The sequence below is a fragment of the Treponema brennaborense DSM 12168 genome (assembly GCF_000212415.1).
In the GTDB taxonomy this organism is placed as follows: Bacteria; Spirochaetota; Spirochaetia; order Treponematales; family Treponemataceae; genus Treponema_F; species Treponema_F brennaborense.
In genome coordinates this window covers 1,164,624-1,177,040 of the sequence record NC_015500.1, presented here as the reverse complement: position 1 = coordinate 1,177,040, position 12,417 = coordinate 1,164,624, and the positions used below count along the sequence as shown (strand labels likewise).

At 53.6% G+C, this 12,417-nt stretch carries 11 protein-coding genes; 4 read left to right on the top strand and 7 right to left on the bottom strand.

Going from position 1 to position 12,417, the window contains the following annotated elements:
- Window positions 1-24: 24 nt before the first annotated feature.
- On the bottom strand, window positions 25-393 hold the full coding sequence (locus TREBR_RS04985) for a metal-dependent transcriptional regulator (protein ID WP_013758131.1): 369 nt from the start codon (window positions 391-393) through the stop codon (window positions 25-27).
- Window positions 394-592: 199 nt separating this feature from the next.
- On the opposite strand from TREBR_RS04985, the gene TREBR_RS04980 reads away from it, so the two are divergent.
- Window positions 593-1,630 carry an MraY family glycosyltransferase gene (locus TREBR_RS04980; RefSeq protein WP_013758130.1) on the top strand — a complete coding sequence of 346 codons (1,038 nt, stop codon included), beginning with the start codon at window positions 593-595 and terminating at the stop codon, window positions 1,628-1,630.
- Complete coding sequence (locus TREBR_RS04975; protein WP_013758129.1) at window positions 1,614-2,006, top strand: VanZ family protein; 393 nt, start codon at window positions 1,614-1,616, stop codon at window positions 2,004-2,006. Before TREBR_RS04980 ends, TREBR_RS04975 begins: the two co-directional genes overlap by 17 nt.
- Here TREBR_RS04975 and TREBR_RS04970 read toward each other — a convergent pair.
- Window positions 1,993-3,153, bottom strand: a complete 1,161-nt coding sequence (locus TREBR_RS04970; RefSeq protein WP_013758128.1) for a hypothetical protein — start codon at window positions 3,151-3,153, stop codon at window positions 1,993-1,995. The two genes, TREBR_RS04975 and TREBR_RS04970, sit on opposite strands and share 14 nt — an antisense overlap.
- A 32-nt stretch (window positions 3,154-3,185) precedes the next feature.
- Window positions 3,186-5,147 carry an AMP-dependent synthetase/ligase gene (locus TREBR_RS04965; protein ID WP_013758127.1) on the bottom strand — a complete coding sequence of 654 codons (1,962 nt, stop codon included), beginning with the start codon at window positions 5,145-5,147 and terminating at the stop codon, window positions 3,186-3,188.
- Window positions 5,148-5,308: 161 nt separating this feature from the next.
- On the opposite strand from TREBR_RS04965, the gene thiI reads away from it, so the two are divergent.
- On the top strand, window positions 5,309-6,505 hold the full coding sequence (gene thiI / locus TREBR_RS04960; RefSeq protein ID WP_013758126.1) for a tRNA uracil 4-sulfurtransferase ThiI: 1,197 nt from the start codon (window positions 5,309-5,311) through the stop codon (window positions 6,503-6,505).
- A 123-nt stretch (window positions 6,506-6,628) separates the two neighbouring features.
- Here thiI and TREBR_RS04955 read toward each other — a convergent pair whose 3' ends face one another.
- Window positions 6,629-7,864 (bottom strand): glycosyltransferase, encoded by a 1,236-nt coding sequence (locus TREBR_RS04955; protein WP_041610336.1) that lies wholly within the window; start codon window positions 7,862-7,864, stop codon window positions 6,629-6,631.
- Between the two features lie 105 nt (window positions 7,865-7,969).
- Between TREBR_RS04955 and TREBR_RS04950 the strand changes: the two genes are divergently transcribed.
- The gene (locus tag TREBR_RS04950; protein ID WP_013758124.1) at window positions 7,970-9,622 is read left to right on the top strand and encodes a nucleoside kinase; all 1,653 of its coding nucleotides are present in this window, start codon (window positions 7,970-7,972) and stop codon (window positions 9,620-9,622) included.
- On the opposite strand, the gene fliJ is transcribed toward TREBR_RS04950, so the two are convergent.
- From fliJ to fliH, 3 genes are read right to left on the bottom strand one after another with little or no spacing between them, the layout of a single operon-like run.
- Window positions 9,619-10,095 carry a flagellar export protein FliJ gene (gene fliJ / locus TREBR_RS04945; RefSeq protein ID WP_013758123.1) on the bottom strand — a complete coding sequence of 159 codons (477 nt, stop codon included), beginning with the start codon at window positions 10,093-10,095 and terminating at the stop codon, window positions 9,619-9,621. The two genes, TREBR_RS04950 and fliJ, sit on opposite strands and share 4 nt — an antisense overlap.
- Window positions 10,096-10,101: 6 nt before the next feature.
- The gene (locus TREBR_RS04940; RefSeq protein ID WP_013758122.1) at window positions 10,102-11,460 is read right to left on the bottom strand and encodes a FliI/YscN family ATPase; all 1,359 of its coding nucleotides are present in this window, start codon (window positions 11,458-11,460) and stop codon (window positions 10,102-10,104) included.
- Window positions 11,461-11,478: 18 nt separating this feature from the next.
- Entirely contained in the window at window positions 11,479-12,414 is a 936-nt protein-coding gene (gene fliH / locus TREBR_RS04935; RefSeq protein ID WP_013758121.1) for a flagellar assembly protein FliH, read from the bottom strand.
- Window positions 12,415-12,417: the final 3 nt, after the last annotated feature.

Here is a 12,417-nt window from a genome sequence, read left to right as displayed (position 1 = left end):
CGTCAGTATATAATATCAGGGAGTTTATTTCAACGTAGTATGCATATAATTGAGTATACCCTGAAACACATCGTCGTCGATAATATGTTCTATTCTGCACGCGTTTTCTTCGGCCTGCGCGCGCGAAACGCCGGTTATTTTTTCAAGAAACGAAGTCAGCCCGCAGTGGCGGGAATAAATGCGCTCGGCTTCAGCACGGCCTTTTTCCGTCAAAAAAACGGGACCGTTTTCCGGCATTTCGATATATCCGGCTTGCCGGAGCAACCCCATGGCGCGGCTCACGCTCGGTTTTGAAACGCCGAGTTTGCGGGCAATGTCGATGGAACGGACGACGTCGTGTTCTTTCTGAAGAATCAAAACAGTTTCCAAATAGTTTTCACCTGATTCGTACATGTTCTCCACTATAATCCCCACCGGCAAAAAAATCTAGAGATACGCGCTCATTTTTATCCGAAATGTCCCGATTGGAAAGTTCCGCTTGACAAAATCGGGGGGGGGGGGTACAATTTTTGTAAAGATATACCGTTTCTAAATTGAAAAAGCTTTGCCATTGTGTTATCATTGGTATCGGTAAAAGGGAGTGTTCTCAACTATGTATATATTTATCTGCAGTGCTTTCGTTATCTCAGTATTGCTCATACCTATTATTATTTTTTTATGCAAAAAACACGGGTGGTACGATTCCCTGTCGGAACGTAAAATTCACACGGAAAAAATTCCCCGGCTCGGCGGTGCGGGATTCGTTACGGCGTTCGTCGTCAGCAGCGTTCTCTACTTTTATTTTGAATGCAACTTGTCAATACTCAGTTTGATTCCGTTCATCGTTTCAAGTCTGCTGATTTTCATATTCGGCGTGATAGACGATTTTAAAGACCTGTCGGCAAAATTCAAATTGCTGGTACAAATTATAGCCGCTTTGATCATGATTTTAAACGGTTATCATTTTACGAATCTGGGATCGTTCCAATTCGGTCCGTTCGGGTACATCATAACGTTCGTATGGTTTATCGGCGTCATCAACGCGTTCAATCTGATAGACGGAGTGGACGCGTTGTGCGGCGGTTTGTCGAGTTTTATTCTGATTACCCTCGGAGTCATTTACATGAGAGCCGGCAGATCGGAAACGGCGGCGCTGTGTTTTATACTGACCGCGGCGGTATGCGGATTTCTCGTGTACAACAAACCGAAAGCCAAAATATTCATGGGCGACGGCGGCAGTCAGTTTTTAGGTTTTATGGTTGCGGCGCTGCCGTTGTTTCCGGCGTCGCCGGCAGTCGAACACAACAAAATGCTGATAGCGGGACTGCTCGTTTCAATACCCGTTCTCGATACGATCGCGGCCGTCTGGCGGCGGAAGCGGGAGCACGTACCTTTTTTTACTCCCGACCGGCGGCATTTGCATCACAAATTGATGAATATGGGATACACGCCCGTCAGCATTTTAGTGCTGCTGTACGCGATCCAAATCGGTATCTGCTGCATCGTCTTAATAGCGCTGTGGTGCAAGGGGCTGCGGGAAACGTTTATTCTGATCGGCGGATATTGTATCATGTTCGTATTTTTTGCCATCATACATTACACGCACCGCGCCGTAACCAGGAAAAAGAACGAGCATGAAGATACTCCGTAAAATACCCGCACTCGCGGTAATGACCGTCAGCTGGATATTGTCGTCCCGTTCGACTGTTCCGATGCCGGACTTCAAAGACTCGGATAAAGTCGTCCACGTCATTTGTTTTGCGGCGCTCGCGTTCTGCTGGACTTTGTGGTTTTCTGCCGAAAGCTGGCGGCGGCATCCCGTCAGGAACATACTGATTGCCGTTGCGATCGTATCTGCGTACGGTATCATAGACGAATATCATCAGTCGTTCGTTCCCGGAAGGGACGCTTCAGTGTTCGATTGGGCGGCGGATACGATCGGCGCCGCCATAGGCAGCGCGGCGGGATACGCGGCGGCCGTACTGAGCCGAAAGCTGCGGCAGCGCAAACGGGTTACCGGCCGATAGCGTATTTCCGCAATTCTTCTATTATTTCATAATGGAAATCGAGATCGGAGTCGGGCAGCGGCGGCTGCCGCGGCGGTTTGCGGCGCCGGTTGGCTTCTTCAACGGCGGCGTACAAATCTTCCACCGTACTTAAAATTGCATACGGCGCGGCCGAAACGCAGATTCGGCCGTCGGCACTCAGCACGTAGCGGGAACCGTCGTAGGGGATTTTTTCCGCGTTGCGCACCTGAGTGCCGCGGCCCGGCACGCACGTGTACACGGCCGACCCGATCCGCAAGTGCTTCGGAAAGGAAACCGACGTGCTGCCGTCGTTCAGCACCGCAAATGCCGTTTCGTCATAGCTCATGTCGGTCAGCCAATAACGGACGCGGTACGCGGCGGCGCCGCTTCGGTACAGCGAATATACTTCCGTCGAAACGGTCGGTACGTTCAGACTGATCGCCGTCGTGTTTGAAGCCGCCTTCCAAAATACGTCGCCGGTAAATTCCGCCGGCAATTGCGAAATCATAAAATCAAGATATAACGAACCGCCGAACACGGCGATCGGGATGGAAACCGGCTGCTTTTGTCCCGGATACTGCACGGTCATATTCCAGGCTCCGGATTCGGCCGTTTCGGGAATCAGCGGCTCGAAAGATACCGAAATCACTTCGGCGGCAGCCGAAACCGCATCGTTCCGGTCGCGTTCGGGCAATACGGCGGTACCGGATGCCGAACCGGCGGCCCCGCCGCTTTCCGCCGCGCGGTCGTAGTACCAGCCGTAAAACAACTTCAAAACGACAGTCAGCGGAATCCCGGCCGGCGCACGGGCTGCTGCGTTCCCGACAGCAGCCGCAGGCGCGATGTCAACCGCACTTTCACCGCTTTCCGCCATCCGTTCACCGGCAGCCGCAGGCGCGATGTCGACCGCGCTGCCGAAAACGAGCAAACGCGTTTCGTTTTCCCACACGCCGGCCAGCAGCTGCGGAACGGAGCCGGCGGCGGATTCCCGCGGTGTCTGAGCCGCTGCAAACGGAACGCTCAACAGAACGATCACCGCCGCGGCACACAAAAACGGTATCGCACGACCCCGCGCGCACGCGAAAGCGAAACAAAAAAACGGAAAAGAAGCCGGCCGCGCCCGTTCCGAGCGCAAAAAACGTTTCATACGGATACTATCGGCATAAAACGGCGGCGAACTTAATCGAACAGGGAATCGATCTGCTTCTTATACAATTCGGCAATTTTGTGACGCATCATTTCCTGTTTGCCGGACAATTCGCGCCCCACGGTAAAACTGTCGCTCAGCAGGACGAACCGGTAAATCCGTTCGCACATTCTGAACCCCGTACCCGCATTGATGCAGCGGTCGATTTCGTCGCGGATCAGATTCACAATCGGCAGCGATTCCAGCAGTGCGCCGTACGGTTCGGCAGGCAGCTGCCGTTCCTGCGCAAACGTAAGTATCGCTTCTTTAACAGGCACGATCAGCGCACCCAGATATTTTTTGTCCTGCCCCTGTATCACCGCACTTTCAATGTACGGACTGCCGCACAGCGCGGATTCGATAACCAGCGGTTCTATATTTTCACCGCCGAGCAAAACGATCGTATCTTTCGCACGTCCGGTGATTTTGATTTCGTTATCGTACGACAGCACGCCCAAATCTCCGGTATTGAGCCAGCCGTCTTTGTCGACGACCTGTTCGGTAAGATCGGGCCGTTTGTAATAACCTTTCATGATCTGCCGGCCGCGGGCAAGCACCAACCCGCTTTTTCCCGGAGGGAGCGGTTCGCCGGAAACGATCCGGCCGTGCTCTTCCGCAACGACTTTGATCTGTGCGCACGGATACACTTGACCGACGCAGCCGGAACGGGGTTTCGACGGCCAGCGAACGGACAAAACGGGCGCTGCCTCCGTAATACCGTAACCCTCGAGCAGTTTGAAACCGATAGCGCGGTAAAACGCGTCGGTTTCACTTTGCAGCGCGCCGCCGCCTGAAATAGCGCATTCCATGCGCCCGCCCAGCTTGGCCCGGATCTTACGGTACACGAGCAGGTTGCCCAGCGCGTACAGCGGTGAAAGCAGAATCAGCGGCAGAATCCCGACGAGTGCGTCCAAAATACGCGAACGGCGGTGCAGACGGCACACGAGTCCCCGCACGTGTTCTCTCGCCCATGAAAATTTCTTGCCGACGCTGATGAAAAACAGGAACAGTTTATATGGAACGCCGCCGGTTTTTCTCATCGTGCGGAAAACGCCCTGAGCGAGCGACTCCCACAAACGGGGCACGCCGCACATCGCCTGCGGCCGCAGCGTCGCCATATCGGCAAGCATTACCGCCGCAACCGGTTTTGAATACGCAAGACCGCTGTTCAATCCCATAACCAGATACTGGAACACGCGCTCGAAGCTGTGCCACACGGGCAGCACGCTCAGCCACAAATCGCCGTCCTCGGTGTTCGTCAGAACCGATTTCACCACTTCGACTTGCGCGATAAAATTATCGTGCGTCAGCATGACTCCTTTCGGCACGCCGGTAGTTCCCGACGTAAATATGATCGTCGCGATTTCATCGGGCGAAGTTTTATCCATTTCCGCTTCAATCGCAGTCCGCTCCGCGTCGGAAGCCCGCGCACCTTTCGCTTCCAATTCGGCGAACGAAAACACGCGGATACCCGATTCCTGTGCGCGCACCGCCGTTTCGGCGGAAACCGGCTCGAACAGAATGGCGTTTTCAAGCAGCGGAACTTCTTCCCGTTTTTCCAGCACTTTGCACAACTGACGCTCCGTCTCAAAAAAACCGGTGCGGCACTCCGCATATGAAATGATAAACCGGATTTCGGATCCCATGGAATCACAGCCGCGCGGAACGTCGGCCGCTCCGAGTGAAAGAAGCGCCATATCGGTGATAAACCATTCACGGCGATTGTCCGAAATGAGCGCGACCGCGTCGCCGCGAACGATACCGAATTCCTTCAGCGCGTGGGCAAATTCTATCACTTTTTCATACACTTGTTTATAACTGAACAGTTCAAACACACCCGCACTGTTTTTTGAAGCCTGCAAAACAGTATCCGGACAGGACACGACGCGGGAACGCAGCAGCAGCGGCAGATTTTTTCCGACACTCGTATCGATACCCGATTTTTTAACAGCCATGGACGCCTCCAAAAGAAATTAGTAAAATTACAATATCACATATTTTGTCATAATGCAATATATAAAACCGAACACCAACGGAACACGCAGCCTGAAAACGTTCCGCAAAACGGCGGTGAACGGCTGTTTACAGAGCAAAAAAAATACGGTACACTCTGCGTATGTCCGAGTATACCACATATCTTGCCAAATTGGGCGAATTAACGCTGAAAGGTTCCAATTTAAAAGAATTTGAAAAACGTCTTGTAGAAAACGCCCGTTTATATCTCGAAACCGTACGGGCAACCGTCAGACTCTGCGCCGGCCGGCTTTATATCGAAGGGCCCGAAGAATCGTGTCCCGCGATAGAATTTACGCTTAAACATCTGATCGGAATCACCGGATGGGCCAAAACGACGGTATGTGAAAAAAATATCGAAGCGATAAAAAAGGCAGCCTACGCCGAAGCGCTCGCAGCGAAAGCCGAAGGGGCTAAAACGTTCAAAATCGAAACGCGCCGCGCCGAAAAGTCGTTTCCGCTCAATTCGTATGAAATCAGCTGTGAAGCCGCCGCGGACGTATTCGACGCCGGAATTCTGGACGTGGACGTACACCGCCCCGACGTCGTCATCAGAATAGAAATCCGCGACCGGTGTTTCGTATACTGCGACCGTAACAAAGCGTGCCGCGGTCTTCCCGTCGGGACGGGCGGCAAAGGATTGCTGCTGCTGTCCGGCGGCCTCGACTCCCCCGTCGCCGGCTACCGCATGATGCGGCGCGGCATGAAAGTGGACTGCGTATATTTTCACGCATATCCGTACACGTCGGCGGAAGCGCAGCAAAAGGTCGAAGATCTGGCGCGGATTATCGCACAGTACGGTGTGGACACGCACATCAACATCATTCCGTTCACCGACGTTCAGATGCGTATAAAAGAGCGGGCGCCGGAAGCGTTCAGTACGCTGCTCCTGCGCATGTGCATGATGAGCGCGGCGAATCTGCTCGCCGACCGGATCCGCGCCGACTGTCTCATAAGCGGTGAAAGTCTCGGACAGGTTGCAAGTCAGACGATACAGAACATGACCGTCACCGAATCCGCCTGCGCGTACCCGCTGCTTCGGCCGCTCGTCGGTCTTGATAAAGAAGAAATCATCGCAACGGCAAAATATATCGGTACGTACGAAACGTCCATCCTGCCGTACGAAGACTGCTGCGTGTTATTTTCACCTAAACATCCGGTTCTGCGGGCAAACCGAGCGGAAGCGCAGCAACTGTACGCCCGGCTCGAAATAGACGAACTCGTCCGCCTTGCGTATGAAAACCGCGAAATCAAACGCTTCGCCGCCCGCGACTACGTCGCGCAGACGTTCGCAGGATAGACGCCCCTCCCGACGATCAGAAAAACCGGTACGTTCCCGAAAGCGCGCACTCAACGCCGTGTTCCGGACAAACAGAACACGGCGGGCGGATTTTTTCATACACGGCCGCACGTACGCTGCCGGCTATTTTTTTCCATATCTTTCGATACACGTCGTATAGGCTTTTTCCAGCCGGTCAGTCAGGGAAGTTATCATCCACTGCTTGCTCCACAATTTGCATTCCACCACTTTATTTGAATACAAAGCGGAATCCGTAAGCAGATCCGCAACCCGCTGAGAAAACAGTTCCGTATCCTCCGGGACCATAAAGCCGCCGTGATCGCCCTGCATGACGTCCACAGTTCCCATTTCGCCGATTGCCACGACCGGCAGGCCCGCCGCCATCGCTTCGGCGGTCACAAGCCCCTGCGTTTCCGTCTTGCTCGGAAACGTGAACACGTCCGCCACCGTGTACAAATACGCAAGCGTCTGACGGCTCACATATCCGACGTAAAAAACGTTGTCGGCCAGCTGCTCTTTTTCAACCAGCGCCTTAAAATCGGGCATATACAAACCGTCGCCGGCGATAAGCAGCGCCGCATCGGAACCGTCGTGCGTTGAATCGGCAGCAAGCAATTCCCGCACCCGTTTCAGAACGGGCACAAGAAAATCGAGATTTTTTTCTTTCGCTATCCGGCCGGCGAACAGCAATATTTTTTTGCCGGCCAGCCGCGGATTTTTAGCGAACAGATCGGTCTTAACGGAATCCAATCGGTCTTTATCATATTCAAACAGCGACTCGGGAATTCCGGTCGGCAGCAGTTCCACCTGCGTTTCTACACCGTATTCACGAACCGTGTCCGCAATACGCGGCGTCGGAGCCAAAATATGATTCGCACTTTTCAAATAAAATTTAACCAGATCCCGCCCGATCTTATGTGATATCATACTGTTCAAAAGCGGCGCGTAATTCTGAATATAATCTTCCCACATCGTATGAAAAGTAAACACGCACGGAACTTTCCGATGCCGCGCATACATGGCGCCGAAATAGCCGACCAGCCATTCACTGTTCAAATGTATTACGTCGGGCGCGAACTCGTCCATCTTTTTTTTGATAAAAAACCACTTTTCGAGCCGGGCAATCCGGTCTTCTTTTGAAAAAATGATCGCATGGGAAGGAATTCTGATCACCGAAAAATTCGGACTGTCGATATTATCCGAATGATCGTTTCCGTATATGTATTCTTCCGGATATTCGACGCTTACAACGCAGACCGAATGTCCCCGGTTGATCAACTCTCTGGCATACGACTGAACTGAAATGACAACCCCGTTGATCCGAGGATAATAACAATCCGAAAACATTGCAATTCTCATGCCATTACTATACGATAAAGAGCGCCGACTGTCAAATCAACGGCAGGAAACGGCGGAAAACGAAAAACCTTGCGGAAGACGGCCGGAAGCGTTATACTGTATTTCATGAAAAGAATAGAGTTGACGCTTCCTTCAGGTAAGAAAGTTACGGCCGCCGCAGGTGTGCGCGCGCTTGATTTTACGCAGACATTCGACTGCGATCCCGAAACGGTATTCGCCGTCCGCATAAATAATGAAATTCGTGCACTGAACACCGTACTGGACGTAAACGCCGTACTGGAACCGGTCGTATCCGGTTCACGCGACGGCTCGGCCATCTACCGGCGCACGCTCTGCTTCATTTTGGCCGCCGCCGCCCACGAGTGCTTTCCGGGAACCAGACTGCTCGTCGGCCACAGTCTCGGCTACGGATATTACTATACCCTTGAAACTGAAAAGACGCCCGGCGCGGAAGACATCGCCGCGCTCAAAGCGGAAATGCAGCGGATTATCGCATGGAACCAGCCGATCGAGACGGATACCGTGTCGTACCGCGACGCGGCGGCGCTTTTCGAATCGCTCGGCTTGACCGAAACGCGCAAACAGCTCAACTATATCTGTCCGCCGAAAATTGCCGTAAACACGCTCGGTTCCTTTTCCGATCAGTACTTCGGGCCGCTGCTCGATACGACCGGAAAAATAAAAGCGTTCGATCTTATGCCCTACGGCGAGGGATTCCTGCTGCGTTTTCCGGCGACAGCACAGCCCGACTGTCTGCCGGTTTTTGAAGATATCCCCCAACTGTTCGCCGTATATTCGCGCTATAAAAAATGGGGAAAACAGCTCGACGTTACGTCGGCCGCGTCGCTGAACGAACTGATACACAACCGGACGGTAAACGATTTTATCGACACGGCGGAAATATTCCAGCAAAAATGCATCGCCGATATTGCGGACCGGATCCGCGACCGGGGAAACGTCAAAGTAATTCTGATAGCAGGTCCTTCCAGTTCCGGAAAAACGACGACGTCCAAAAAATTATCCTTGCAGCTGAAGGCACTCGGATATCGCCCGAAAATCATAGAACTCGACACTTACTACGTCGGCCGGGAACTGACACCGAAAGATGAAAACGGCAATTACGATTATGAATGTCTTGAAGCGCTCGACGTGGCGCAGCTGAACCGGGATTTGATAGATCTGTTCGACGGAAAAGCGGTAAAACTGCCGTCGTACGATTTTACGGACGGGCGCCGCTATTACAACGGCAAAACGCTGCAGCTCGACGTCAACGACATACTGATTCTTGAAGGAATACACGGCCTGAACGATAAACTGACGCCGCTCATTCCGGCTGAATATAAATTCAAAATATATTTGTCCGCGCTCACCCAGCTGAATCTGGACGATCACAACCGCATTCCGACCAGCGACAACCGACTGATCAGAAGAATCGTGCGCGACGCGCGCTTCCGCGGAAAGTCGGCGGCGACGACCATTTCCATGTGGGACAGTGTCCAAAAAGGCGAGCGTCTGCACATCTTTCCGTTTCAGGACAACGCGGACGCCATGCTGAACACCGCGCTCGACTATGAACTTCCGGTTTTGAAAGTATACGCCGAACCGCTGCTGCGCTGCGTCAATCCGCTGCAGCGCGAATACGCGGAAGCATCGCGGCTGCTGCGGTTTTTAAGCAATTTTTCACCGATTCCGGCGAGCAACGTTCCCGGCCGCTCGATTATAAGGGAATTCATCGGCGGAAGCGACTTCAAGTATTAGCGCGCACCGCTTCCGTCCGCATCCGTTCCGCCGGATGGGGACGAACCGGAGCCGGAGTAACGGGCAGACGACAAATCGTCCACGGCAGTATCTTCCGCCGTCTGTGCGTCTTTGCGGTATTCGCCGAACCGGCGGTCTTTAAGTTTGGATAAAACTTTGCGATTTTTCATCGCTTCGGCAAAAACGGCGCGTCGATTTTCAATCAGCGCATCCGCTTCAAGCAATTCCGCAAGCAATTCGTCGCGGTTCGCGTCGAGCCGGATAAGATAGTGCTCACGCACGATCAGCTGCCGCACGTCTTTTTCATCGGAAGCGCCTGCAACCGTACGGGCCTTTTCTTCTGCAAGATTTTCCAGCTGCCGCCTGATGCGTTCCGATTCGGCAATCGCTTTACCCAACTCGATCCGAGCCTGGTCTTCTTCAAATTCGCGTAAATCGAGAACTTTCTGCAGCGGAAACTGAAACCGTTTCATACGGCGTTACGAAACGGCGGCGGCGGAACTTCCGCATTCCTCCGGCGGAATATCCGTTCCGGCTATGGAACCGAGCTTTTCGAGCGTCGATTCCAGCGGCGCGGGCTCGTATTCATCCTGCATAAGAAAAGCTTCTATATCGGGATGCACGTCGATCGCTTTGTCTATAGCGGCGTTCGAGCCCTTCTGATAGGCTCCCACGGTGATCATGTCTTCGTTTTCGGCGTACGACGCCATAAGCCGGCGAACCGTCGTAACCGCCTGCTGCGTTGCCGGTCCGGACACCCGTTTTGACAGACGGCTGATGCTCGCGAGCACATCTATGGCGGGAAAATGGGCCGCCTGGGCGAGTTTCCGATTCAGAACGATATGTCCGTCGAGCGTACCGCGCACTTTGTCGGCGATAGGTTCGTCCATATCGTCGCCGTCGACCAGTACGGTGTAAAACGCGGTGATGGAACCCGTTTGATTGGTACCGCTGCGTTCAAGCAATTTCGGAAGCAGATCGAACACGCTCGGCGGATATCCGCGCTGCGCCGGCGGTTCGCCGGAAGCGAGTCCTATTTCCCGCTGCGCGTGAGCGAACCGGGTTACCGAATCGAACATGAGCATAACGTCTTTACCCTGATCGCGGAAATATTCCGCCACCGCGGTCGCCGTATACGCCGCGCGTAACCGGGCGATCGACGGCTGGTCGGACGTCGCGACGACGACGACGGAGCGCTTCAAGCCTTCTTCGCCCAGATCGCGGTCGATAAAATCGACGACTTCGCGCCCGCGCTCTCCGACGAGCGCAATAACGTTGACGTCCGCCTTTGTGTTTCGGGCGATCATACTTAAAAGCGTGGATTTTCCGACGCCGGAACCGGCAAAAATACCGAGCCGCTGCCCTTTCGCAACGGCGAGCATTGCGTCGATCGCGCGGACACCGGTAACCATGCGCTGTGAAACGGGACGCCGCTCGAGCGGAGCCGGCGGAGACGCGAGCGCCGGATAATACAGGCCGGACGCCAATTCGCCCTTGCCGTCGTACGGTTTTCCGACCGCGTCGATCACGCGCCCCAACAGTCCGTTTCCGACGGCGACCCGCAGGACGTGCCCGGTAGCGACCACTTCGCAGCCGATTTCAATGCCTTTCGTTTCACCGTACGCCATCAGCTGCACCGTCGTGCCGTTCAGCCCGACGACTTCCGCCGCTATCTGCATGTCGCCGCGCATCAGTTTGATAAAACACATTTCACCGATAACCGACCGGGGGCCGTGACTTTCAATGAGCATTCCGCGCACGGCGGAAACGTTTCCCGTGTATAAAATGGTCTCCGTGTTTTTGACGCTGGCAATGTATTTATCAAAAAAAGAATTCATACGCTCCGTCCGCTCCGTCTATGCACCGGAATCGAGCGCGTTCGTCTTGGAAACGGTTTTTATCGGAGAAATTTCCAATATTTTCTGTTCAAGTTCCGTAAGCTGACTCGAAATGCGGGCGTCGATTGCACCGAAATCGGTTTCAACGATACAGCCGCCGCGATCTATGGACGAATCTTCCACGATCGTCAAATTTTTGATATTTTCAACCGCCTGCATGAACTCTTTGGTATGTTCGGACGTCAGTTTCAGATCGGCAAGATTTACGCGGACGGTCACGTCGCCGCGGCCTTTTACTTTGCGCAGCGCCTGCAGCACGTTCGACATCACCACGTTGCGCTGATTTTCGGACATGACTTTAACGACTTTCCGCGCCATAAGGAGCACCAATTCAACAATCTGCTGTTCCGTCCCTTCAAGGATTTCCTGACGCTTATCAAGAATACGGTCGAGCATAATGTGCAGCCGGTCCACGAGACGTTCCGCTTCAGCGTTGCCGTCGCGAAAACCGGCTTCTTTGCCTTCGTCGAAGCCGGCCCGATACGATTCGTCGTGAATTTGCTGTTTTTTGCTTTCAGCAGTGCTCACGATAGTATGCGCTTCTTCCTGCGCGCTTTTTATGATTTCGGCGGCTTTCCGTTCAGCGTCCGTTTTTATGATCTGAGCCTGATCCGACTGGCGTTTGACCTGCTCAAAGGCCGCTTCTTCCGCATTTTTGACGATAGCGTCCGCATCGGCCTGAGCCTTGCTCAGCATCTGCTCTTTTTCGGCTTCCCACTGTTCCTTAAACGCTTCGGCCTCTCGGCGTAAATCGTCCGCAGTCGGGCCCGTGTATTCGGGAATCGGCTCTTCTTCCATCTCCTCGACTTCAGGTTCAAAACTGCGCGGCAGCTTGAGCAATACCTTATCGTCCTGCGTTTTGATTTCGTTAAAATGAAAAACCGTCTTCGCCATACG